The organism is Paractinoplanes atraurantiacus, assembly GCF_900215205.1.
GTDB lineage: Bacteria > Actinomycetota > Actinomycetes > Mycobacteriales > Micromonosporaceae > Actinoplanes > Actinoplanes atraurantiacus.
In genome coordinates, this window is record NZ_OBDY01000003.1 from 297,535 (window position 1) to 320,401 (window position 22,867).

A 22,867-nucleotide genomic window follows, 5' to 3' on the forward strand; every position below is an offset into this window, starting at 1 on the left:
TTCGACGTGATACCGCATTTCCTTAACCTCGAGATGCGCTTCGGCGACGATTCGGCGACCATGGCGGTTCAACCAGGGAATATCGATAGCTCTGGATGGTGATCCATGGATGAGACGTTCCGGATCGTGACCGACCCCGTGTCCGATTCCGTCGCGATCTCCGCGATCTTCGCCGCCCTGCCCCTGCTGACGCTGTTCGTCCTGCTCGGCGCGCTGCGCATGAGAGCCTGGCTGGCCGGCGTGATCTCGCTCGTGGTGGCCCTGGTGGTCGCCGTCGCGATCTACTCCATGCCGGTCGGACTGGCGCTGCTGTCGGCGAGCGAGGGTGCGGCCTTCGGCTTCTTCCCCATCCTGTGGATCGTCATCAACGCCATCTGGGTCTACAACCTGACCGTGGCCAGCGGCCACTTCGACGTGCTGCGGCGCTCGATGGAGCGGGTCAGTCCCGACATGCGCATCCAGGCCGTGATCGTGGCGTTCTGCTTCGGGGCGCTGCTCGAGGCCCTGGCCGGCTTCGGCACGCCGGTCGCGGTGACCGTGGTGATGCTGATGGCGCTGGGCTTCCGGCCGATCAAGGCGGCGGCGGTCGCGCTGATCGCCAACACGGCGCCGGTCGCCTTCGGCGCCCTGGCCACACCCATCACCACCCTGGGTACGGTGACGTCGGGCGCCGCCGACGATCCGCGGCTCAACGCCGACACCCTCGGCGCGATGGTGGGCCGGCAGACCCCCGTACTCGCCGTGGTCGTGCCTCTGGTCCTGGTGGCCGTGATCGACGGCAGGCGGGGCGTGAAGCAGACGTGGCCGGCCGCCGTGATCGCCGGTGTGGTCTTCGCGGTGGCCCAGTTCGTCGCGTCCAACTACATCTCGGTGCCGCTGACCGACATCATCGCGTCGCTGGTGGCCGCGGCCGCCGTGATGCTGCTCCTGCGGGTGTGGCGCCCGGCGGAGTCGCCCGACCTCTCGGCCCGCGCCGACGAGCCCTCGCCGTCGGCCCGCGCCGATGAGCCCTCGCCTGGACCGGAGCCCTCCCCTCTCGGCGGCCCGGTCAGGACCGCCGTCCAGCGGGACACCAACGCCGAGGTCCTCCGCGCCTACGCGCCGTACCTCATCATCATCGTCATTTTCGCCATCGCGAATCTGGGCCCGGTCAAGGACGCGCTCGCGGTCCCGCCCTGGACGGTGAAATTCGCCTGGCCCGGGCTGGATGTGCTCGGCGAGAACGGCAAACCGCTCGCCTCGACCACCTTCACCCTCGGCTGGCTCCCGGCCGCGGGCACGCTCATGATCTTCGCCGGCATCATCACCGCGGCGGTTCTGCGCGTGCGCCCGCGTCGCGCCCTCGAGGCGTACGGGAAAACGTATGTCGAACTTCGCCACGCGATCGTGACGGTCATGGCGGTATTGGCGCTGGCCTATGTCCTCAATCAGTCGGGGCAGACCAACACGCTCGGCGAGTTCCTGGCCGGCGCCGGCACCTTCTTCGTCTTCCTGTCGTCGATTCTCGGCTGGATCGGCGTCGCCGTAACGGGATCCGACACCTCGGCCAACGCGCTGTTCGGCGCGCTGCAGGTGCAGACCGCGGCCGACGCCGGCCTCGACCCGGTCCTGCTGGCCGCGGCCAACTCCTCCGGCGGCGTCCTCGGCAAGATGATCAGCCCGCAGAACCTGGCCATCGCCGCGGCCGCCGTCGGCATGGCCGGAAAGGAGGGCGACATCTTCCGCCGCGTCGTCGGCTGGAGCGTGATCCTGCTCCTCGTCATGTGCGTGCTGGTCACCCTCCAGGCCACGCCGGTGCTGGACTGGATGGTGCCGTCATCGGTATGACGCCGACGTTATAGATTGACATCTATTAATTTGCGGTGCGAGGGTCTGACTGCCAAAAGCAGAAAGGAACACCCATGCGCGTACGCCGTGCCCTCGCACTCGCCGCAGCCGCTGTCGCCGCCGCGACCGGAGTCCTGGCCGGGCCCACATCGCCCGCCCAGGCGGTCGCCGCCACCACGCTCGCCAACACCATCGCCCTGAGCAACTGCTCCGCCTCGCTGGTCCGCTATCCCAGCTCGGTGAGCAGCGACCGGGCGATGATGCTCACCAACGGCCACTGCTACGAGGGCGGCTTCCTCAGCGCCGGCCAGGTGCTGGTCAACCGCACCTCCAGCCGCTCCGGCACGCTGCTCAACAGCTCCGGCGGGTCACTCGGCACGGTTCGGGCCGACCGGGTCCTGTACGCGACGATGACCGGCACCGACGTCACGCTCTACCGGCTCACCAGCACCTATGCCACGCTGCAGTCCCGGTACGGCGCGACGGCGCTGACCATCGCGAGCGCCAAGCCCGCGGTCGGCGCGAGCATCGCGATCCCGTCCAGCTACTGGAAGCGGATCTGGAACTGCAAGGTCGACGGCTTCGTGGGCCAGCTCCGCGAGGGCGAGTGGACCTGGAAGGACTCCATCCGGTACGACGCGGCCTGCGACACCATCCACGGCACGTCGGGCTCGCCCATCGTGAGCGCCTCCAGCGGCCAGATCGTCGGCATCAACAACACCGGCAACGACGACGGCGAGATGTGCACCTTGAACAACCCGTGCGAGGTCAACGCCGACGGCACGACCACGGCGGTGCAGGGGCAGAGCTACGGCCAGGAGACGTACTGGTTCACGACCTGCCTCACGTCGACCCGCACGATCGACCTGAACAAGTCGGGCTGCCTGCTGACCAAGCCGTAGCGGGTTTCTAAGCCACGCAGAACTCGTTGCCCTCCGGGTCGAGCATGACCACATGACTCAGGTCAGGGCCATAACGATGATCCCGTACGAACGTCGCCCCGGCGGCTTCGAGCTCGGCCACCTTGACCCGGATGGCCGGCTCGGAGCCGACCCGGACGTCGACGTGCATCCGGTTCTTGGCCGTCTTGGGCTCGGGGACCCGGAGGAAGGAGATCGCCGGGGCGCGCCCCTCCGGATCCACGATCGACGCCCCGTCCGGCTCGTCGTAGCCCGGCTCGGGCACGTATCCCAGGGCCAGCGCCCAGAAAGCGGCCAGCCGATGGGGGTCCGCCGCGTCGCAGCCGAGCGTCCAAAGCGTCGTCATGACACCGAATCTACGGCTCGCGGCGCCCGAACTCGATGTCGTCGAGATCCCCGTGGAACTGGTCGGTGTCGACGTCGTTCTGGGCCGCGTTGATCCGCTTCCCGCCGATCACGACGTTGCCGCTGGGCAGGATGTCCTCCAGCGGGCCGGTCTGCTGCCGGGGCGGCGTGACCTGCCGGCCGGTCACGGCGTCGTGCACCCTGATCTGGAAGAGCACCGGCGACAGCCGGATGCAGGTCACCCGGAACCAGCGGCCCACGGCCAGGCTCACGTCGGCCGGCAGCAGGACGAACTCGTCGCCGTCGGACCAGCGGCACGACGGCACCCCGTAGTCGACCTGAAGCTTCCACTGGCTGATCCCGGCACCGGCCGCGCCGAACTGGAACACGTTCATGCCGGCGTCGGGCGACGGGGGCTCGGTGAGCCGGATGTCGGCCCCGTAGACGAACCGTCCGTCGCCGGGCGCGAGGGTGACGGTGCTCGACGGCCGGACGATGGCCTGCGGGCAGGGCGCGGTCGTGCAGTGACCGCCGGGGAAGCGCAGGAAGCGGTTGCCGCCCTCGGTCTCCGACGTCAGCGTGCCCCCGCCGCCGGTCAGGACGGCCCCGTGCAGCCCGTTGCCGCTGCTGTCGGCGACCTGGGTGGGGCTCGCCAGATCACCGGTGTAGCGAAGCTCCAGGTGGCCGGGCGGCGGAACGGCCAGAAGGAGGGCGGAGGCGGCGATACTCGCAATAGTCATGTCCAGCAGTCCAGCGCCATCCCGGCCTCCGACTGCGGCGACTTTGTGCGACGTAATCCGACGGGTATCTGTGCTACCGTCCGGACCGGCGTAGCCCACGCCCAACCTCCAGCGACCGTCCCCGGCGCGCGGTCCCCGACGGAGGCAAAGGGACTTCTCGTCTCGGGCCGCTGTCCTGACCCGTTGGTCTCGGACGCGACGATCGCCCGGGGGATCGGCGTGCGGGACAGCGGAGGTCCAGATGACAGCGAACAGGAATCTCAAGCGCCGGGTCCGGGCCCGTGCGGCCAAGACCGGCGAGTCCTACACCGCTGCGCTGCGGCACTTCCGCACGACTCCGCGAGGAGATTCGATGCGTTCGTCCGTACGACTGTCAGTCGCGCAGCTTCCGGTGGGAAGCGACCCGGGCGACACCGCCGCACTGCGTGGCAGCGGCCAGCTGATCCGCCGCCTCATGCACGAGGCCCACGCGGCCGGGGCCCGGCTGCTGCACCTGCCCGAGGGTGCGCTGACCTGCCCCGACAAGAGAATCATGTCGGCCATCGGCCCTGATCTCGTGGGGCCGGCCGACTGGGAGCGCGCCGACTGGGCGACGCTCGCCGACGAGCTCCGGGAGATCGCGGCCCTCGCCGGATCGCTGAAGCTGTGGACGATCCTGGGATCGGTGCACCCGTTGACCCCGCCCCGGCGCCCGCACCTGAGCCTGTACGTCATCGCCGACGACGGCACGATCGCCACCCGCTACGACGAGCGGATGCTGTCGAACACCAAGGTCAGCCACATGTACACGCCCGGCTCGGAGCCGATCACCTTCACCGTCGACGGCGCCCGCTTCGGCTGCGCGCTCGGCATGGAGGCCGTCTACCCCGAGATCTTCGGCGAGTACGAACGGCTGGACGTCGACTGCGTCCTGTTCTCCACCCACGGCCCGGGCGTCCCCGCCAACAACGGGCCGTTCGCGTTGCAGTCACAGGCCCTGGCCGCCGCGAACAGCTACTGGGTCAGCTACGCCGGCATCGCCCAGGACGCACCGAACGCCCCGTCCGGCGTCGTGACCCCGTCCGGCGACTGGCTGACCCGCTGCCCACCGGCTCCCGCGACGGCACTGGTCACGGCCGACCTGGACCTGACCGCCGAGAACCACGCCCGACCGTGGCGCCGAGTCGCCCGAAGCGGCCTGTACACCCAGTACCAGGCCCCCGCCGACCCGAGAAGCCTCAACCGGGCGAACTGCTGACCTGAGGCCCGGCCTACTCGTCGGGCGCGATTCGCGCTTCGGGCGGCGGTGGGACCTCGGCGTGTGGTCGGCGGGTCAGAGCAAGCCCGGGCGGGCGGCCATCACGTGCGGGGCCGGGCCGTCCGCGGTGGCCGGGAGCAGGTGGTGCAGGCGGGCCGCCCGCTCGCCGGCCGACCAAGACTCCTGGCGCAGGCTGTCGCTGGTGGTGCGGGCCAGCCAGGCGTCGTGGCGGGCGGCCTGCTCGGCCCGGACGGCGTGCTCGTAACGGTCGCGCAGGTGGCCCTCGGCCGCGCGGTGCACCACCAGCTCCTGCTCCAGCGGGTGCAGGCGGGGGTCCCAGCCCGCCCGGCCGGCCAGGGCGTCGCCCACCGCCGCCGTCGGCAGCCAGCCGTGTGACGCGGCCTCGCGGACGGCGCGGTGCAGGAAGCGCTCGCGGGCCGCGTACTCGGTCGGGGTCTGCGCGCTCCACGGCGTGCCGAACGCGGCGGCCGAGCGGCGGGCCCGCAGCCGGGCGTCGGCGTCCAGCCAGGACTGCCAGGCCGAGGTGACGTCGTCGGCCGTCTGCTCCCAGCGCTCCTGCCAGCGGGCGGCGGCCAGCTCGGCCCGGTCGGCGGCCACCCGCACCTCGTCGGCGTACTGGGTGGCGGCCAGGGCCTCCAGCGGAAGCCGGCGGCGCCGGTCGCCCCGCTCACGGAACAGGGCCACGATGTCCCGCAGCGCCTGCCGCGGGTGGCGAACGCCCTGCGGGCTGGCCAGCACCAGCACGGCCGGCAGAGTGAGCAGCATCAGCGTCGCCCAGATGGCGGCGGGGGCGGGGGTGGTCAGCAGCGTTTCGGCAACGACGTTCATGGGTGTGGGAGTCCTGTCCGCTCAAAGGAAAAGTCCGCAAAAGGGCAGCGACCACCTCGGCGCGGCGGCAACGGCCGCGGCGCTACGTCAGAGGATGGTCAGGCGCGAGCGGACGGCGGACCGCGGGATCCGGTGGCCCCGACGGTGTGCTGAGCGGAGAGGACGCGCGTGCGGTCGGCGGCTGGAGCGCCGGGCGTACGAGCGGGCGCCGTGTCCGGAGACTCCGGAGTGTCGGCTGTGGACCCTGCGGCCGGCGCGGCGGGGGAGCTGGTGCTGTGGGTGACCCCGGCGGCGAGCGGCCCGGCGGCGGCTGCGGCGGGGGCGGCGAGGCCCAGCGTCAGCAGCAGGAGCAGGGCAGGCAACGATCGCAGCAGAGCGCCGCGTAGAGAGATCGTTGCCATGTCCCCAATGTACCGATTCGATCACGGAAAGCCCGCACGCCACTCCGGTCCTCAGGACGGCTTGATCTTCTGCTTGCCTTTTTCGCCCTCGAGCCACTTCTCGACGCCGGTCCGCTGCTGATCGGTGATCTCGGACTTCAAAAAGACGGAGAAGCCGGCCGCGTTCTCGATGTCGCGGGCGAGCTGCTTCTCCTGGGCCTCCCGGGGCGAATCGCGGAACAGGCTGCAACCGGTCAGGGCAACTATGGCGAGGAGCGTGGCTATGAGAGTCGTCGATCGGCGCACCGGCGCGACGCTAGCAAGAAGCGCCGCGCCGGAGCGACTCAGGACGTTCGGCAGGACAGGGACGGCCACGTCCAGTTGCCGTTGTGCTGGACGGTGAAGCCGAAGACGTTGCCGCTGCCGTTGGGCCGGGCGGTCATGACCAGGCCGGTCGAATCCCAGCTGGCGGCGGTGTTCCAGGTGGCGATCACCCTCTGCGGCGAGCGGAAGGTCACGGTGACGATCCAGCTCGAGGAGCCGCTCACGGTCACCTGGCCGTTGAAGCGGTCCGACCACTTCTGACCCTCGGCGTACGTGGCGGTGCAGTTGCCGCCGGTCGGCGGCGGAGTCGTGGTGGGCGGTGTGGTGGGCGGGGTCGTCGGTCCGTCCGAGGGTGCCACCGCGCGCCCGGTGGACGGCGAGATCGTGCCGGCGCACAGGCCGCGCTGGGCCAGGCCGGCGGCGATCTGGGGTATGGCCTGGATCGTGGTCTGGTAGTTGTCGTGCATCAGGATCAGCTGGCCGTTGGTGAGCCGGCTCGCGGCCTGCACGATCTGCGCGGTGCTGGCCCCGTTCCAGTCCTGCGAGTCGACGTCCCAGGTCACCGTGCGCAGCCCGAGAGCCGAGGCGGCCGATTGCAGGGTGCCGTTGGTCTCTCCGTACGGCGGCCGGAAGATCGTCGGTGTTCCTCCGCCGCCGTTGCGGATGGCGGTCTGGGTGCGCGACAGCTCGGAGGACATCTGGGCCTGGCTGAGCGAGAGCATGTGCGGGTGGGTGTAGCTGTGGTTGCCGACCCACATGCCGGCCGCGACCTGGGCACCCACGAGGCCCGGGTTGGCGGCGGCGTTCTGGCCGGTGTTGAACATGGTCGCCCGCAGCCCGGCCGAGCGCAGCGCCGACAGCAACTGGTTGGTGGTGCTCGGGTTCGGCCCGTCGTCGTACGTCAGCCCGACATATCCGTTCTGGCAGGAGGCGTCGGCCGAGGCGCTGAGCGGCGGCGCCACGGCGACGGCACCGGCGGCCAGCATGGCGCCGGCGAGCAGCAGGGAGCGGGTCCATTTGGGCACGGGGAATCACCTCTCGTCGGTAAGGGGGAGCGGCCGGGCCGCCGGTGGAAGCGGCCCGTCCACGCGAATCGACGATCGTCGTTGCGTCCCATCTTGGGAGCCGCGACGTCGGTGAGTCAACCATTAACTTCCGGCAATTCCTCGTAACTTTCGACCCATCTAGCCAGGAGTAGGGCGAGGTGAAGATCCAAAGACCCAAATTCCCAACCCCGAAAGTTCCGGTTGTACGGCGAAAAGCCTCATCCCACGTGCACCAACCCCGTCACCCCGTCGACGGGCACCCGCCCGAGCACCCGCCCGGACGAGACGTCCAGCCAGGCCACCCGGTCACGGCCCCCCGCGTACAGATGCCCGCCGTCCCGGCTGAGCCGCAGCCCGCACACCGGATCGGACAGCGACCACTGCGCAACAACCTGACCCGTGCCCCGATCGGCCACCTGCACCTCCGTACCCCAAGCGGCAAAAGCCCGCCCCCCACCCAGCGCAAGATGACCACCCGCCGCCCCTGCCGGGACCCGCAGGACCTTTTCGATCGTCAGCGAGGACGCCGACGCGACCGCGACCGACCCGCTGGCGGCGTCGAAGACCGCCACGTGCGTGGCGTCGGCCGCCAGCGCGTGCCCCTCCGGCGCCCCGTGGCCGAACGGGTCGGGCAGATCGAGGCAGAAGGCCCAGCGCTCGCTGAGATGCAGCACGTGCACGAAGGCGTGCACGTCGTTGTGTGTCCCATTCAGCAGATTGCGCGTGTGCTGATGGTCGGGCTGATGCGTGTACAGCGTGTAGAGCACCAGCCGATCCGGCGACAGAACGGCCTGCCTCCCGCTGCCCCGCATCTCCTCCTCGGCACCGGCCGGCACCGGCACCTTGTTCCGGGTGAGCAGCGGATCGAGCCGCCCGGTGCTCAGATCGAGCAGCCGCACGCGGTACCGGTCCGGCGCCGACGCGGGCAGCCACTCGAGAACGAAAAGCCCGGTTCCATCACTGGTGAACGCATCCGGTTCCACCACTCCATTGAGGTCGAACCGCCGCGTACGCCCGCCATCGGCGACCACCAGCAGCGCGCTGCTCGCCCGCGCCGCCGGCGGTTCCGCGTGCTCGTCGCGCGCGAGCACACAAGCGTTTCCCGCCTCGGCCACCACACGGGGCACCCATCCACCCCCGATCTCGATCGTCTGGATGGGCGCCCCCGTGGCGGTGTAGACCCGGCTCAGCCTGGTCCCATCGGCGACATACGCGATGGTGCCGTCCCGGCTCACCGTCGTCGCCGCCCCGAGCCCACGCGACTCGGTGCCGCTCAGCCGGACAACCCCCCCGCTTCGTCTCCGCCAGCACCAGATCCGGCACGGAAACGGGCGCCGCGACAGCCTTCGGCTCACGGCAGGCGGCAAGACCAGAAGCGGCAAGGGCGCCCCCGGCAAGACCAAGAAAGCTACGACGCGTTGTCATACGCAGATGACACCGCCCAGCCCACCAAGGTTCCCGAAAACGCTGGGCGGTCCCGGCTCTTCGGCACCCCAGCTCTTCGGCACCCCTACCGGAGCCACTCACGACCGCCGAGCCGCTCACCGCCCCTCACGTCGAGCCCTTCCCCCGGAGCCCTTCACCACCGCGAGCCGCTGATCGGCGCTCACGCCGGGTTCTTTTGCGGCCGGAGTCCTTTGCTGCCGTCGAGCCGCTGCCTGGCGTTCATGCCGGGTCCTTTGCGGCCGGAGCCCTTCACCACCGCCGAGCCGCTGACCGGCGCTCACGCCGATTCCTTTGCCGTCGGAGTCTTTTGCTGCCGTCGAACCGCTGACCGGCGTTCACGTCGGGTTCTTTGCCGCCAGAGCCCTTCACCACCGCCGAGCCGCTCACCGCCGCTTACGCCGAGCCCTTCGTCGCCCCCGACCCCTCACCACGCCGGGCCGTAAAGAGGGCCGTGGCCGGCGTAGGGGATTGGGTGGTGAAGGGCTAGGTGCGGCGAAGGGCTGGGGCGGTGAAGGGCCGGGCGTGGTGACGGCCGGGCGTGGTGACGGCCGGGCGCGGCGACGGCCAGTGTGGTGACGGCCGGCGTGGTGACGGCGATGCGTGGTGACGGCGGGCGTGGTGACGGCCGGCGTGGTGACGGCCGGGTGTCGTGAGGGGCGGCGGAGAGGAGGGGCGAAGCAGATGAGGGGAGGGCGTGGTGGGAGGCGGCGGTCAGGAAGGGTGGATGGGCGCGAAGGCAAGGGGGCGGATGGAGCGGGGAGGGCGGCGGCGAACGGGAAGGCGGCCGCTAGCAAGGGATTGAGGGAGGAGGGGACGGCCGCCGGCAACGGGGTGGAGAGGAACGGCCGCCGGCGACGGGGGTGAGGGCGGTCCTCGATGTGGATCGGGGCGGAACCCTTTTGGCGTGGGCGGTGTCAGTGCATTGTCGGGGCGATGAGGTGGAGGTAGGCGAGCTGAGCGAGACCACCGAGCTGGGTGACGCGGCGGCGGTGACGCGGGCGCGTGGCGGTGATCTGGGGGCCTATGAGCTTCTGGTCGCCCGCTACACCGTGCCCGCGCATCGGGCCGCTGTGCTGCTCGGGGCCGGGGATGACGCCGATGATGTGGTGCAGGAGGCGTTTGTGAAGGCATACCGGCAGCTGTCGCGTTATCGCGGCGAGTCCGGCTTCCGGCCCTGGCTGCTGGCCATCGTCGCCAATGAGACCCGCAACCTGCACCGCTCCCGCCGTCGCCGCGACGGGCTCGCCCTGCGGGCCGCCGTGTCTGAAGGGCCTCGGGCCGACGTGCCCGACCCGGCCGAGTCGGTGATGGCCCACGAGCGCCGCGAACGGCTGGTCGAGCATTTGAAGAAGCTGAGCGACCGCGACCGTGAAGTGCTCGTCTGCCGCTTCCTGCTGGACCTCTCCGAGTTGGAGACCGCCGTCGCCCTCGGTGTGCCGAAGGGCACGGTCAAGTCGCGGACCAACCGGGCCCTGGCCCGGCTGCGCGAAGGCATGGAGGTGCTCGATGCCTGACCGCGATGACGACCTGATCGCCGAGCTCCGCGACCTGGCGACCTGGCTCGAGACCCCCGAGCCGGCCGACCAGCGCGCCGCCGTCCGCACCCGCCTGGCGAAGCAGACAAGTCGCCGATGGTCGTGGGTGCCGGCAAAGCGGCCAAATCCATGGACGGCGGCAAAGCAGACGAATCGTCCGGCTCCCTGGGTGGTGGCGAAGCGCGCAAATCGGTGGCGCGCCTGGGGAGCGGGGGTTCTGGCCGCACTGGCGGCGGCGGTGATCGCGGTGGCCCCGGCGCGAGCGGCCGTGGTTGACGTGCTGGCTGACGTGCTTCGGGTGGCCGGGATCGAGGTGCGGCGTGAGGCCGTTCCGCCGACGCCCGCGGTCAGCCCCAGCCCGCTGCCCGACGCGGGGAGCATCTCGCTGGGCGAGGCCCGGAAGATGGCCAAGTTCCCGGCGGCGCTGGGCGACCCCGAGCGGGTCGAGGTCTATGACCAGCGGCGGGTCGTCTCGCTCTTCTACCGGGGTGGGACCATCCGGCTCGACCAGTTCGACGGGTCGGCCGCGGCCTTCCTCAAGCAGGCCGGGCAGGCCGAGTGGACCGACGTCGGTGGCGCCCTCGCCGTCTGGCTTCCGGGGCCGCACACCCTGACCTACTACGACCGTTCCGGTGTCGAGCGCAGCGCCACCGCCCGCCTGGCCACACCCACCCTGATCTGGGACACCAACGGGACCACGTACCGGCTCGAAGGCTTCACCGATCTCGCCGAGGCGCGCCGGGTGGCTCTCTCCGTGCAGTGAGGCAACGGTTGTCCACATCGCGCCATGTCGCTACTACGGCAGGAGATAGATCTCCCGGCAAGCAACGGGTGAACTCCAGAATGCGTGTCAACTCGCACGCTAAGGAGCCCGACCTTGCCAGCATCGAAGCGCCTCGCCGGTGCCCTCGTCGGCGTCCTGGTGGGAGCCGGCGGCGCGACCTGGTTGCCGCCAGGCCAAGCCGCTGCCGCCACCCCGGCCGTACCCGCCCGCGCGACCGTTCCCCCTGCGGCCGCGCAAGCGATCACGCTCATCACGGGCGACGTCGTCGAACTGGCTTCCGCCGGTGACGGCAGGGTCGCGGCAACGGTACGGCCGGGGTCCGGGCGGGAACACGTCCGCTTCTCCACCGTCGAGACCAGCGAGGGCGTTCGCGTCCTGCCCTCCGACGCCCTTCCTCTGCTGCGTGAGGGGCGGCTCGACGCCGAGTTGTTCGACGTGCAGCACCTCATCGAGCAGGGCTACGGCGACGCCCGAAGCGGCACCCTTCCCTTGATCATCCAGGGTGAGAAAAGCGCGAGCGCCAAGGTCAAGGGCACTCCCTTGCCCAGCCTCGGCGCGGTGGCCGTCAAGGCCGACAAACAAGGGCTCACAGACTTCTGGCGTACGCAAGTAGCAGCCGGCACAGGCGCACGGACCGCCACCACCGCCACGCACATCTGGCTCGACGGCAAGGTGAAGCCGGTGCTCGACCGGAGCACCGCGCAGATCGGCGCCCCGCAGGCCTGGGCGGCCGGGCTCGACGGCCAGGGCGTCAAGGTCGCCGTGCTCGACACCGGCGCCGACGCGAGCCACCCCGACCTGGCCGGCAAGATCGACGAGGCGCGGGACTTCAGCGGCAGCGCCGACACCGGCGACCACTTCGGGCACGGCACCCACGTGGCGGCCACCGTCGCCGGCACCGGCGCCGGCTCGAACGGCACCCGCAAGGGCGTCGCCCCGGCCGCCCGCCTGCTGATCGGCAAGGTGCTCGACGACAGCGGCTCCGGCTACGAGTCGGGGATCATCGCCGGCATGGAGTGGGCGGCCGGCGCGGGCGCCCGTGTGATCAACATGAGCCTCGGCGGTTCGGCCACCGATGGCACCGACCCGATGAGCGCGGCCGTCAACGAGCTCAGCGAATCGACCGGCGCGCTCTTCGTGGTGGCGGCCGGCAACGAGGGCGCGAGCTACCAGGTCGGCACGCCCGGCGCCGCCGCCGACGCCCTCACCGTCGGCGCCGTCGACCGTGACGATCGGATCGCCGACTTCTCCAGCCGTGGCCCGCGGGTCGGCGACGAGGGCCTCAAGCCCGAGATCACCGCGCCCGGCGTCGGCATCGTCGCCGCCCGGGCCGCCGGCACCGAGATGGGTACCCCGGTCGACGAGCTCTACACCGCGGCCTCGGGCACCTCGATGGCCACGCCGCACGTGGCCGGCGCGGCCGCGATCGTCGCACAGCAGCATCCCGGCTGGACCGGCCGGCAGATCAAGGACGAGCTGGTCAGCACCGCGAGGACCACACCGGACACCCCGGTGTTCTCGCAGGGCGCCGGCCGGGTCGACCTCGCCCGCGCCACGACCCAGAAGGTCGCGGGGACGGGCGTGGCCGACTTCGGCCTCCACCAGATGGGCGAGAAGCCGGTCACGCGGACCGTCACCTACACCAACGGCGGCGCCGCCCCGATCACGCTGACCCTGAGCGACACTTTGGCCGCGATCACCCCGTCGCGGTCCACGGTCACGGTTCCGGCCGGCGGCCAGGCGGACGTCGTTCTCACGTACGACCTGAAGACCCCCGGCCAGATCAGCGGCTGGCTGACCGCGACCGGGCCGGGCGGCGTGCTCGTCACGACCGCGCTCGCCGGCACACTCGACCGGCCGCACCACACCGTGACCGTCAAGGCGGTCGGCCGTGACGGCCGGCCCGCCGCGGCGCCCGCGATGCTGATGTTCGGCGACGACCCGCGCTTCGACGTGCTCGACGCGATCTTCGCGGGCCAGACCCGGACGTACGAGGTGGCCGAGGGCGACTACCTGCTCGACGCCACGATCACCGACGGCCACCCGCTCGACGAGCAGGACACGCTGATCACCAACCCCGAGCTGCGGGTGGACCGCGATCTCACGATCACGCTCGACGCCCGTACGGCCAAGCCTGTCAAGATCGAAACGCCGAGGCCGGCCGAGCAGCAGACCGTGTTCAGTTACTACGTGCACCGCGTGACCGGTTCGGGCCGAGGGATCATCAACGGCTTCATGAACTTCAGCTCGGTGCAGGCGGTCAACGTGACGCCGACCGCCAAGCTCCGCCAGGGCAGCTACGAGTTCTCGTCCCGCTGGCAGCTGGTCGCCCCGCTCGCCACCTCCTCGATCCCCGGCGTCGACCTCAACCTGACCGCGTCCTCGCCCGTCTACAGCGGGACCAGGCGGTTCGACCTGGTCGCGGGCCTCACCGGCAACGTCAGGGGCAAGGCGGTCGTCCTCGAGACCGACAACTACTACGACGCCGCGCTGCAGGCGGCCGAGGCGGGCGCGGCGGTGGCGCTGGTCGTCTTCCCTGACACCATGTCGGCCTGGGGTTCCTGGCAGCCGGACGGCGAGCGGATGCCCATCATCAACGCGGTCGTCCCCAACGACGACGGGCAGCGGCTGCTCGCCCAGGCCCGCAAGCGCGGCGCCTCGATCTCACTGACCCTCACCCCGGACAGCCCTTACCTGTACGACGTCTTCCAGGTCAGCAAGGACCGCGTGCCCAGCCAGATCGTCTACCGGGTGACGCCGGCCAACTCGCAGCGGATCACGTCGCGCTACCAGGACAACGGCGGCTTCGACTACGTGCGTGAGCAGCGGTTCGGCTGGCGGCCGGCCCAGGAGTACTCCTGGAACGACGCCCAGCGGGCGGTCAAGACCCCGTTCGTCCGTGAGGAGTGGATCAGCACCGGCGACACGCTGTGGCAGCACCAGGTCCACCACGAGTACCCGTTCAACAGCATCGGCGCCTCGCTCGACGGCGGCTTCCAGGACGACCCCATCTCCTACGGGAAAGCCGGCCGCTCATCGGAAACGTGGGCCGCGCCGGTGGTCCGGCCCGCCGGCGAAGGCACCCGTGAGGGCAACCTGCTGAAGCTGCGGGTGGCCGACTTCGTCGACGCGGACGGCCACTACCAGGTCGACCTGGCCGGCCAGGCGGCGACGCTGTCCCGCAACGGCGTGGTCGTCGGCGAGTACCCCAACGCGTGGCGCGACGTGGCGGTCCCGGCGGGTTCCTTCAAGTTGTCGATCACGACGAAGCGCGGCGGCGAAGAGTGGCTGTACGGCACGTCGACCTCGACGGAGTGGACCTTCACGTCGGCCCGGGACGGCAAGCTGCCGCTGCTCCAGCCGAAGTACGACGTGCCGGTTGATCTTCAAGGGGTGGCGCGCGGAACTGCCAGAATCACCGTGCCCGGTGCCAAGCAGGTCAAGGTCGAGTACTCGATGGACGAGGGTAAGACCTGGCGCGCCAAGGCGGGAACGGGAACCGTCTCGCTGCGGGTCACCGCGAGCGACCGGGCCGGCAACACCGTCCGGCAGACCGTGATCCGGGCCTACGCCCGATGAGGCCGATCGAGGAGAACGCCGGCCCGGTCGGGGTGACGGTGGCTCACCGGCGTCACAACCAGCCGCGCCGGGCGGCCTGGAACGCCAGCCCGGGACGGGTGTCCACGCCGGCGATGTCCATGAGGCGGTCCAACCGCCGCTGGACGGTCCTGCGGCTCACGCCGAGCTGGGTCGCGATCGACTTGTCCGGCATGCCGGACACGAAGAGCGAGAGCAACAGCCGATCGGGCTCCTCCGTGCCACCGTCCGGCACCAGCGGAGTGGCCCGGTCCCAATAGCTCTCGAAGAGCGCGACCAGGGCGTCGAGCAGCTCGCTGGGGCGGATCAGCGCCGCGGTGGGCGGCCCGACGCCCCGCGCGGCGTCCGGCACCAGGGGGCAGATGGCCAGGCGGTGGTCGGCGATGGCGAGGCGGACGGGCAGGGCGGGCAGCGTGCGGGACTGCTCGCCCAGGCCCATCGCCTCGACGATGCTGTCCAGTTCGCCCGGCTTTTCGAGCAGCTCCCGCTCGTAGATCGCCCGGTACCGGACGCCGCGCTCCAGCGCCGAGTTCTCCTCGGTGTTCTCCGGGCCCTGCATCGCTATCGGGTTGGCCCGGCAGAACCAGAGGATCTCCTTCTCGGCCGAGTCCTGCATCTCGCGCAGCCGGTCGCGCAGCGGCTGGGCCCCGACGACGATCTCGACGAGATGCTCGGCGCTGCGCCGGCGGGTGTTGCTGCGGTACTCCTCGCTCAGCGAGGCCACCATCCGGCGGGCCGACTCGAGGGCCTGCTGCTCGCGCAGGAGCGCGTCGCCCAGGGCGACGTCGGCCGGCAGGGCGTGAAAGGTAGGTCCGCCGGTGGCCAGGCCCTTGCGGTGCAGGGACTCCAGCACCTGGGCGGCTTCGGGCGCGGAGAGTCCGTCCTGCTCGGCGAGGTCGGCGGCGGTGGCCCCGGACATGCGGACGAGCAGGCGGTACGCGTGCTGCTCTCTGGTGGTGAGCAGGTCCAGCCGTTCTGACACGGCGACAACTGTAAACCTGTCTATTAACCGTCCCCGGATCGACAACTCTACGCATTCACAGCGATACTCTGTGTCATGACGCTGACAGCGGATGAGGAAGTGACGGCGTCCGGCGCCCTCGGCCGGACCCCCTGTCTGGTGATCGACGTGGAGGTGGCCGGCGAGCAGTACCGCCGCATCGCCGCCGCCTTCGCCGGGGCGCAGATCCACTACGCCGTGAAGGCCAACCCGGAGCCGGCGCTGCTGCGCGCGCTCGTCGAGGCCGGATGCCGGTTCGATGTGGCCAGCCGGGCCGAGATCGATCTCTGCCTCGCGGCCGGGGCGTCGCCGGCGGCGCTCAGCTACGGGCACCCGATCAAGAAGCCGGGCGACATCGCCTATGCGTACGCCCGGGGGGTCCGGCTCTTCGCCTTCGACAGCGAGGGGGAGCTGGGCAAGATCGTGGCGCACGCGCCGGGCTCCGGAGTGATCTGCCGGTTGCTGGCGTCGTCCCAGGGCGCGCGCTGGCCGTTGAGCCGCAAATTTGGATGTACGCCGGATATGGCGATCGATCTGATGAAATCAGCCGCCAGGCAAGGGCTCGACCCGGCGGGACTGGCGTTCCATGTCGGGTCGCAGCAACTCGATCCCGGGCGGTGGGAGCCGAGCGTCGCGCTCGCCGCCGACATCTTCCGCACACTCGAACAAAGTGGACATAGGCCCCGCATTCTCAACGCGGGTGGCGGCTTCCCGGTCGACTATCGGGTTTCCGCCCTGCCGATCACCGCCTACGCCGCGGCGATCGAGGCGGCTATGTCGCGACATTTCGGGCGGGACCGGCCCGCTCTGATGATCGAACCGGGCCGGTACATCGCGGCTCCGGCCGGCGTGCTGCACGCCGAGGTCGTCCTGATCGCGCGTAAGTCCTATGAGGACGAGTCGCGGTGGGTCTACCTCGACGTGGGCCGTTTCGGCGGCCTGGCCGAGACCGAGGACGAGGCCATCCAGTACGCCCTGGCCACCACCCGCGACGACGGCCCGATGGGCCCGGTGATCCTGGCCGGCCCGACCTGCGACAGCGTCGACATCATGTACCAGCACGCCCACTACGAGCTGCCGCTCTCCCTGAAGGCCGGCGACGTGGTGCGCATCCTCGGCACGGGCGCGTACACCGCCACGTACGCCTCAGTGGGTTTCAACGGTTTCCCCCCGCTGCGAACCCAGATCACTTAAGTACGGCGCGGCGGGACCGATGGTCGTCTTCGTGCGCTTCCTCCCCGCCGCCGCCGTGGCCGTAGCCGTCCTCCTGCCCGGCGCCGCCGTGGCCGCCACCCCGTCGACGGCCACGGTCACCTACGCCTCGTCCACGGCCTCGATCGCCAATCCCGGGCGCGGCCTCTTCACGTACACCGAAACGCACTTCGGGTCTTATACGCCGTTGAACGCGGCTGATCTCACCGCGGCTCGCGTGCGGCAGGCCCGCAGCCTCGTCTACCGGATCTTCTACCTGGAGAAGTACCAGGCCGTCGACCAGATCTCGGCCGCCGACCTGGCCCTGGTCAGGGCCGACTTCGCCGCGGCCCGGACGGCCGGCGTCAAGATGGTGGTCCGGTTCGCGTACGCCTCGGAGACCGACGCCGACGCCCCCGAGGCCCGCGTGCTGAAGCACATCGCCCAGCTCGGCCCGATCCTGAAGGCGAACGCCGACGTGATCACCGCGGTGCAGGCGGGCTTCGTGGGGCGCTGGGGCGAGTGGTATTACAGCCGGAACTTCGGCACCGAGGGCACGCCGGACTGGACCTCCCGCGGGCACGTGCTGGCCGCCCTGCTCGCGGCCACCTCGCCGTCGACCGTCGTGCAGGTGCGCACGCCGGCGATCAAGCGGCGCCTCCATCCCACACTGGCCCGGGTCGGCGTGCACAACGACTGCTTCCTGGCCGGCACCGACGACTACGGCACCTTCACCGGTGACGACGCCGCCTGGCTGGCGAAGTCCCCGATCCTGGTCGGCGGCGAGACCTGCGACGTGTCGGCCCGCTCGACCTGGACCAACGCCCGCGCCGAGATGGCCCGGTACCACTGGACCTATCTCAACCCGTCGTTCAACACCGACGTCCTGAACTCCTGGGGCGCGGCCGGGCTCGCCGAGGCCAACCGCCGCCTCGGCTACCGCCTCCGCCTGGTCAAGGCCGTCCTGCCGGCGACCGCCAAGGCCGGCGCCAAGGTCACCGCCACGATCACGCTCGTCAACGACGGCTACGCCGCGCCCGCCCAGAACCGGCCGGTCCGGCTCGTCGTCGGCTCGAAGGTCGTCGCCGTGAACGCGGACCTCCGCACCTGGACCCCCGGCCGGCAGGTGACACTGAAGGCGACCTTCACGGCGGTCAAGGGCGCCTACTCGCTGAGCCTGCCCGACCCCGCCGCGAGCCTGGCGGCCCAGCCCGCGTACGCCATCCAACTCGCCAACCCCGGCGTCTGGAACGCGGCCACGGGCCGCAACAGCCTCGGCCGCTCGCTCACGGTTAAGTAGGCCGTTCATCGGCCGTACCCACTTCGACACCCTTCACTGAGAAGGTGCTGCGGTGTTCGGTGATCACGGCTGGTCGCGCGCCGTTGGCTTCGTCGGGGCCGTGCTCGTCGCCGTGGGCGGCCTCGGCGCCGGTGCGCTGCCGGTCGGGGTGAGCTTCTTCGCCGGCATGACCCACGTGCGCCTCGGTCTCGTGCTCGTCTACAGCGGGCTCGCCCTGCTGCTGCTCGCCTGGTGGTGGTACGGCCAGGTGCTGCCCGGCGACGTCGGCGCGATGTGGCGGACGCTGGCCCTGTGGTCGGCGCCGCTGCTGTTCGCGCCGCCCCTGTTCAGCCGTGACGTCTACAGCTATCTCGCGCAGGGCCTGATGAGCGGCGAGGGACTCGACGTCTACCGGCAGGGGCCGGCCAGTCTCGGCGGCTTCATCGCCGCGCAGGTTCCCGCGATCTGGCAACACACCCCCAGCCCGTACGGCCCGGTCTTCATGGGAATCGCCCGTCTCTTCGGCGGCGAGCATCTGCTGGGCGGGGTGGTCGCGATGCGGTCGGTCGCGGTGGCGGGGCTGGCGCTTCTGGCGTACGTCCTGCCGATCCTGGCCAGGAGCACGGGCGTCCGGCCGCCGGCCGCGCTGTGGCTGGCCGTGCTCAACCCGCTCGTGCTCATCCACTTCGTGGGCGGCGCCCACAACGACGCCCTCATGGTCGGCCTGCTCGCCGCCGGCCTGGCCGCCGCCGTCCAGCGGCATCCCGTGCTCGGCGCCGTCCTGGTCATGGCGGCGGCGCTGGTCAAGGTGCCCGCGATCCTCGGCCTGGCCGCGGTCGCGATGATCTGGGCCGCACAGATGCGGGGCCGTTGGCGCCTCCTCCGGGCTTCTTCTCTGGTGACGGCCGTCGCCGCCGCCGCGACCGCGGCCCTCACCGCCATCGCCGGCACCGGATACGGCTGGCTCAGCACCCTCGACACTCCGATCTCCCCGCACAACCTCTCGCTGGTCAACGTGCTCGGTCGCTGGACCGCGGGCCTGCTCGAGGGCGTCGGCGACGCCTTCGTCCTCGATCTGTGGCGCTGGGCCGGCGTGCTGGCCACCCTCGTCGTCGTCGGCCTGGTCTGGTCGCAGATCAAGGAGCTCGGCGTCCTCTACGGCCTCGGCATCGTGCTGATCGCGATCGTGGTCTTCGGTCCCGCGCTGCGGCCCTGGTACCTGATCTGGGGCCTGGTCCCGCTGGCCGCCGCGGCCGGCCATCGCTGGGTGCGGCACTCCCTGGCCGCGGCCTGCGCGGTCCTGGTGCTGGCCGTCCTCCCGGACGGCTTCGCCGTCGACTTCGAGGAGTTCCTCCTCGCCACCTCGGGCGCGCTTCTGGGTGCTTGCGGCTTTCTTGTCGTACGCCTGGCCGCGGCCCCCTCTCGAGAACTGGCCCCCGATGACCCGTACACGTCACATCCTGCTGGTCGCCGCGGCCGCGACCGCCGTCGGCGTCTTCCTGGTCACCGTCCCGACGTTCCGCGAGTTCTTCGACCTCGGCGTCTACCGCGGCGCCGTCCGCCACTGGCTGGTCGGCGGCGGCGAACTCTACGACTACCTCTACCAGGGCACCGAGTACGGCTTCACCTACCCACCGTTCGCCGCCCTCGTCCTCAGCCCGCTCGCACTGACCAGCTGGCCGGTGGCGATCGCGTTCAGCGTCGCCCTGAACGCGGCCTGCGTGGCCCTGCTGCTCCGCTGGTATGTGCTCCCGATCCTGCGCCGGCCTTTGTGGATGCCGATCGCCTTGGTCTTCCTGGCCGTCCTCGTCTTCGAACCGGCCCGCGACACATTCAGTTTCGGCCAGGTCAACCTGGCCCTGCTCGTGCTGGTCTGCTCCGACCTGCGCCGCACCCAGTGGCGCGGCATCGGCATCGGCCTGGCCGCGGCGATCAAACTGACCCCCGCGGTCTTCATCGGCTACCTGATCCTGACCCGCCAATACCGGGCCGCCGCGATCGCCTCCGGGACCGCCGCCGGTGCTACGGCCCTGGCCTTCCTGGTCGCCCCCGACACGTCACGCCGCTTCTGGACCGAGGCGTTGTGGGACACCGACCGGGTGGGCAACCTCGCGTACGTCTCGAATCAGTCCTTGCGCGGGGTGGTGGCCCGCCTCGACATCTCGTCGATCTGGTGGCTCCTGGCCGTCGCCGCGATCCTGGTCGTCTGGTGGCTGGGGGTCCGCTCCCTCGACGACGACCCCACCGGCTTCGCCATGACCGGCATCGTGGCCTGCCTGATCAGCCCCGTGACCTGGGTGCACCACCTGGTGTGGCTGCTGCCCGCACTGTTTCTGCTGGCCGCCCGCGCCTCCCGCCGCGGCCTGGTCGCGCTGGCCGCGGTCTACGTGCTCCTCAGCAGCAGCGTCGTCTGGCTCTGGTGGGCCGGCGCCGACGGCTTCCTCGCGGTGATCGGCAGCAACACGTACGTCTGGATCTCGATCGGCCTGCTCCTGGCCCTGCAAGCCCCTGGCCGAGCGACCGATCCGTGGCGGCGACGCGCTCCCTCCATCCGAAGGGTTCCAACGACCTAGGGCGAGCTGGTGTTGCAGGCGTCGAAGTACGGCGCAGAGAGTCATTCCGGCGCGCGAACCTCGAGCTCATCGAGACCGGCCGCCCGGCCCGCGGCAGCTCCCGCGGTCAGTAGCAACACCCGAACCGGGATCGCGGGTTGCCGGTAGACCCCTTCAGCTGTCGATCAACGCTCTTTCGTCGTCGCGCGGCTCCCGGCCCATCAAGCCGACCGGCACCATGAGAAGGGCGCCCGCGGCCATGCATCCCAGGAACTGCGCGACCGGCAAGCCGTCGCCCACGCTCGGTCGCCAGGCAAGCATGCCGGCGGCCACGGCGCACAGCGCGGCCGTCGCCACGCCGGCCCTCGCGAGGTGCGGAGCCCGCCGGCCCTTGGCCACCGGCCCGGGCCCCCACCGGCCCCCGATCGCCGTGCCCACGACGAGGAAGGCGCAGAACGCCACGCCGAACGGGGTTCCGGCGCCGCTGCCGGCGCTGAGCATGATGAGCAAACCGGCGCCGAAGGCGACGCCGGCTAGAAAGAACAGTGTCCTCCGCATGCCGCTCAGCTCTGTCGCATCGCATACCAGGCGGCAGACGACAGGAGCGCGACACCCGCCGCCGCGAACATCAGCCGGCCCACGGCAAGCGGAGTGTCCACGACGTTGGGCGTGATCGACATCAACAACGCCGCACCGATCAAGACCCAGAAGCCGCCGAGCCGAACGGGATACCGGGCACTTGTCTCACCCCTGAGCCGGACCAGAGGCCGCGGAACGCGCCGGGTCGTCAGGGTCCAGACGCCCAGCACGACGAGACCGCCGGCAACCAGCACCGCCAGCGTCACCAACACGTGGTCGAACAAGCTCTGCGGGAACATCCACAAAGGATGTCATGGATGTCAGGCGAGGTTGTCCAGGCACCACTGGCGGAACGTGGTGGGAGTGCGCGGGATGCCGGGGGTGACGTGGTCCAGGCCGTTGTTCTTGGCCAGGGCCATGTCCAGCAAGCCCTGGGCGATGGCGCCGGAACTGCCGAAGCGCTGCATGTCGGCCTTGAAGACGTCGGGTGGGGTCTGCTCGTAGCGGACCGGGCGGCCCAGCACGTCGGCGACGATGGCGGCGATCTCGGTCCAGGTCAGGTCTTCGGGGCCGATGACCGGGACCTCCTCGAAGCCGGTCCACGTGTTGTCGAGCAGCAGGCCGGCGGCTACGGCGGCGATGTCGCGGGTGGCCACGGTCGGTAGGGGCAGGTCGGGGACGTACGGGCCGCGCAGGATCCCCTGCTCCTTGATCGGCGTGGCCTGTCGCCGGACGTTGTCCATGAAGGACGGCATGGTCAGGGCGCGGTACGGTACGCCGGTGGCGGCGATCAGGTCGTCCTGGGCCAGCGAACCGGTGACGTGGCCGGCCCGGGCGGCCACGGGAGTGCCGCGGCCGAGGGCGGAGATGCCGACGACGCGCCCGGCCTTGGCCAGCGACGGGAGCACCGGGCGGGTGAAACCCGTGTAGGCGTCGTCGATGGTGGTGGCCCGCGGGTCGGCCATCACGAGCCAGAAGACGGCGTCCGCGCCTTCGAGGGCGGCGGCCACGGCCGGATCGCCGTGGGAGCCCTGGACCACGTCGACACGCTCGGCTACGCCGGGGGCCAGACGGGCCGGGTCGCGGGCGATGACGCGTACGGGGGCATCGGCTTTGAGCAGGTCCTGGACGACCTGGGAGCCGATCTGGCCGGTGGGTGCGGTAACAACGATCATGACTTTGAGTGAACGCCGACTTGGAGGAAACGGGAAAGACCGATCGCGTCCGGATTGATAC

The 22,867-nt window shown here is 70.9% G+C and carries 20 protein-coding genes and 1 pseudogene; 10 read left to right on the top strand and 11 right to left on the bottom strand.

What is annotated here, in order from left to right:
• The first annotated feature begins 105 nt into the window (after positions 1 to 105).
• Positions 106 to 1,827 (top strand): L-lactate permease, encoded by a 1,722-nt coding sequence (locus tag CRP55_RS10685; protein WP_097319590.1) that lies wholly within the window; start codon positions 106 to 108, stop codon positions 1,825 to 1,827.
• Between the two features lie 74 nt (positions 1,828 to 1,901).
• On the top strand, positions 1,902 to 2,729 hold the full coding sequence (locus tag CRP55_RS10690; RefSeq protein WP_097319591.1) for a S1 family peptidase: 828 nt from the start codon (positions 1,902 to 1,904) through the stop codon (positions 2,727 to 2,729).
• Positions 2,730 to 2,736: 7 nt separating this feature from the next.
• Here the strand turns inward: CRP55_RS10690 and CRP55_RS10695 are convergent, their stop codons facing one another.
• On the bottom strand, positions 2,737 to 3,093 hold the full coding sequence (locus tag CRP55_RS10695; protein ID WP_097319593.1) for a VOC family protein: 357 nt from the start codon (positions 3,091 to 3,093) through the stop codon (positions 2,737 to 2,739).
• Between the two features lie 10 nt (positions 3,094 to 3,103).
• Positions 3,104 to 3,832, bottom strand: a complete 729-nt coding sequence (locus tag CRP55_RS10700; RefSeq protein ID WP_097319595.1) for a hypothetical protein — start codon at positions 3,830 to 3,832, stop codon at positions 3,104 to 3,106.
• A 241-nt stretch (positions 3,833 to 4,073) separates the two neighbouring features.
• Here CRP55_RS10700 and CRP55_RS10705 point away from each other — a divergent pair, with 241 nt between their 5' ends.
• Complete coding sequence (locus CRP55_RS10705; protein WP_097319596.1) at positions 4,074 to 5,069, top strand: carbon-nitrogen hydrolase family protein; 996 nt, start codon at positions 4,074 to 4,076, stop codon at positions 5,067 to 5,069.
• A 75-nt stretch (positions 5,070 to 5,144) separates the two neighbouring features.
• On the opposite strand, the gene CRP55_RS10710 is transcribed toward CRP55_RS10705, so the two are convergent.
• From CRP55_RS10710 to CRP55_RS10725, 5 genes are all read right to left on the bottom strand, one after another.
• Positions 5,145 to 5,918, bottom strand: coding sequence for a hypothetical protein (locus CRP55_RS10710; RefSeq protein ID WP_097319598.1), 774 nt, complete (start codon positions 5,916 to 5,918; stop codon positions 5,145 to 5,147).
• 98 nt (positions 5,919 to 6,016) lie between these two features.
• Positions 6,017 to 6,319, bottom strand: coding sequence for a hypothetical protein (locus CRP55_RS52040; RefSeq protein ID WP_143234540.1), 303 nt, complete (start codon positions 6,317 to 6,319; stop codon positions 6,017 to 6,019).
• Positions 6,320 to 6,370: 51 nt separating this feature from the next.
• On the bottom strand, positions 6,371 to 6,604 hold the full coding sequence (locus CRP55_RS10715) for a hypothetical protein (RefSeq protein ID WP_097319599.1): 234 nt from the start codon (positions 6,602 to 6,604) through the stop codon (positions 6,371 to 6,373).
• Positions 6,605 to 6,642: 38 nt separating this feature from the next.
• Positions 6,643 to 7,647: a polysaccharide deacetylase family protein gene (locus tag CRP55_RS10720; RefSeq protein ID WP_438865777.1), complete on the bottom strand. Its 1,005-nt coding sequence runs from the start codon at positions 7,645 to 7,647 to the stop codon at positions 6,643 to 6,645.
• A gap of 239 nt (positions 7,648 to 7,886) precedes the next feature.
• Positions 7,887 to 8,903 carry a YncE family protein gene (locus CRP55_RS10725; RefSeq protein ID WP_097319601.1) on the bottom strand — a complete coding sequence of 339 codons (1,017 nt, stop codon included), beginning with the start codon at positions 8,901 to 8,903 and terminating at the stop codon, positions 7,887 to 7,889.
• A gap of 1,149 nt (positions 8,904 to 10,052) precedes the next feature.
• On the opposite strand from CRP55_RS10725, the gene CRP55_RS10730 reads away from it, so the two are divergent.
• From CRP55_RS10730 to CRP55_RS10740, 3 genes are all read left to right on the top strand, one after another.
• Complete coding sequence (locus tag CRP55_RS10730) at positions 10,053 to 10,628, top strand: RNA polymerase sigma factor (protein WP_245922913.1); 576 nt, start codon at positions 10,053 to 10,055, stop codon at positions 10,626 to 10,628.
• Positions 10,621 to 11,412 carry a hypothetical protein gene (locus CRP55_RS10735; protein ID WP_097319602.1) on the top strand — a complete coding sequence of 264 codons (792 nt, stop codon included), beginning with the start codon at positions 10,621 to 10,623 and terminating at the stop codon, positions 11,410 to 11,412. Before CRP55_RS10730 ends, CRP55_RS10735 begins: the two co-directional genes overlap by 8 nt.
• Before the next feature lie 114 nt (positions 11,413 to 11,526).
• Positions 11,527 to 15,012 carry a S8 family peptidase gene (locus tag CRP55_RS10740; protein ID WP_245922914.1) on the top strand — a complete coding sequence of 1,162 codons (3,486 nt, stop codon included), beginning with the start codon at positions 11,527 to 11,529 and terminating at the stop codon, positions 15,010 to 15,012.
• A gap of 52 nt (positions 15,013 to 15,064) precedes the next feature.
• Here CRP55_RS10740 and CRP55_RS10745 read toward each other — a convergent pair whose 3' ends face one another.
• Entirely contained in the window at positions 15,065 to 16,012 is a 948-nt protein-coding gene (locus tag CRP55_RS10745; RefSeq protein WP_245922915.1) for a helix-turn-helix domain-containing protein, read from the bottom strand.
• A gap of 75 nt (positions 16,013 to 16,087) precedes the next feature.
• Here CRP55_RS10745 and CRP55_RS10750 point away from each other — a divergent pair, with 75 nt between their 5' ends.
• The 4 genes and pseudogenes from CRP55_RS10750 to CRP55_RS10765 all read left to right on the top strand — a co-directional run bounded on the left by CRP55_RS10750 (position 16,088) and on the right by CRP55_RS10765 (position 21,073).
• Positions 16,088 to 17,224, top strand: coding sequence for a type III PLP-dependent enzyme (locus CRP55_RS10750; protein ID WP_097319604.1), 1,137 nt, complete (start codon positions 16,088 to 16,090; stop codon positions 17,222 to 17,224).
• 31 nt (positions 17,225 to 17,255) lie between these two features.
• Positions 17,256 to 18,521, top strand: a complete 1,266-nt coding sequence (locus CRP55_RS10755; protein WP_179855118.1) for a DUF4874 domain-containing protein — start codon at positions 17,256 to 17,258, stop codon at positions 18,519 to 18,521.
• Between the two features lie 112 nt (positions 18,522 to 18,633).
• Positions 18,634 to 19,818 (top strand): annotated as a pseudogene (gene mptB, locus CRP55_RS10760) (polyprenol phosphomannose-dependent alpha 1,6 mannosyltransferase MptB); the annotation flags it as partial.
• Between the two features lie 121 nt (positions 19,819 to 19,939).
• Positions 19,940 to 21,073, top strand: a complete 1,134-nt coding sequence (locus tag CRP55_RS10765) for a glycosyltransferase 87 family protein (protein WP_218854306.1) — start codon at positions 19,940 to 19,942, stop codon at positions 21,071 to 21,073.
• A 153-nt stretch (positions 21,074 to 21,226) separates the two neighbouring features.
• Here CRP55_RS10765 and CRP55_RS10770 read toward each other — a convergent pair whose 3' ends face one another.
• From CRP55_RS10770 to CRP55_RS10780, 3 genes are read right to left on the bottom strand one after another with little or no spacing between them, the layout of a single operon-like run.
• Positions 21,227 to 21,610 carry a hypothetical protein gene (locus CRP55_RS10770; protein ID WP_097319608.1) on the bottom strand — a complete coding sequence of 128 codons (384 nt, stop codon included), beginning with the start codon at positions 21,608 to 21,610 and terminating at the stop codon, positions 21,227 to 21,229.
• Positions 21,611 to 21,615: 5 nt separating this feature from the next.
• On the bottom strand, positions 21,616 to 21,930 hold the full coding sequence (locus tag CRP55_RS10775) for a hypothetical protein (protein WP_097319611.1): 315 nt from the start codon (positions 21,928 to 21,930) through the stop codon (positions 21,616 to 21,618).
• Between the two features lie 21 nt (positions 21,931 to 21,951).
• Positions 21,952 to 22,806 (bottom strand): NmrA family NAD(P)-binding protein, encoded by an 855-nt coding sequence (locus CRP55_RS10780; RefSeq protein ID WP_097319613.1) that lies wholly within the window; start codon positions 22,804 to 22,806, stop codon positions 21,952 to 21,954.
• Positions 22,807 to 22,867 lie beyond the last annotated feature (61 nt).

Coding starts and splice junctions, on each gene's coding strand:
- CRP55_RS10700 (WP_097319595.1), bottom strand. CDS start 3,832: ATGACTATTGCGAGTATCGCCGCCTCCGCCCTCCTTCTGGCCGTTCCG.
- CRP55_RS52040 (WP_143234540.1), bottom strand. CDS start 6,319: ATGGCAACGATCTCTCTACGCGGCGCTCTGCTGCGATCGTTGCCTGCC.
- CRP55_RS10710 (WP_097319598.1), bottom strand. CDS start 5,918: ATGAACGTCGTTGCCGAAACGCTGCTGACCACCCCCGCCCCCGCCGCC.
- CRP55_RS10770 (WP_097319608.1), bottom strand. CDS start 21,610: ATGCGGAGGACACTGTTCTTTCTAGCCGGCGTCGCCTTCGGCGCCGGT.
- CRP55_RS10690 (WP_097319591.1), top strand. CDS start 1,902: ATGCGCGTACGCCGTGCCCTCGCACTCGCCGCAGCCGCTGTCGCCGCC.
- CRP55_RS10685 (WP_097319590.1), top strand. CDS start 106: ATGGATGAGACGTTCCGGATCGTGACCGACCCCGTGTCCGATTCCGTC.
- CRP55_RS10780 (WP_097319613.1), bottom strand. CDS start 22,806: ATGATCGTTGTTACCGCACCCACCGGCCAGATCGGCTCCCAGGTCGTC.
- CRP55_RS10735 (WP_097319602.1), top strand. CDS start 10,621: ATGCCTGACCGCGATGACGACCTGATCGCCGAGCTCCGCGACCTGGCG.
- CRP55_RS10705 (WP_097319596.1), top strand. CDS start 4,074: ATGACAGCGAACAGGAATCTCAAGCGCCGGGTCCGGGCCCGTGCGGCC.
- CRP55_RS10750 (WP_097319604.1), top strand. CDS start 16,088: ATGACGCTGACAGCGGATGAGGAAGTGACGGCGTCCGGCGCCCTCGGC.
- CRP55_RS10765 (WP_218854306.1), top strand. CDS start 19,940: ATGACCCGTACACGTCACATCCTGCTGGTCGCCGCGGCCGCGACCGCC.
- CRP55_RS10695 (WP_097319593.1), bottom strand. CDS start 3,093: ATGACGACGCTTTGGACGCTCGGCTGCGACGCGGCGGACCCCCATCGG.
- CRP55_RS10775 (WP_097319611.1), bottom strand. CDS start 21,930: ATGTTCCCGCAGAGCTTGTTCGACCACGTGTTGGTGACGCTGGCGGTG.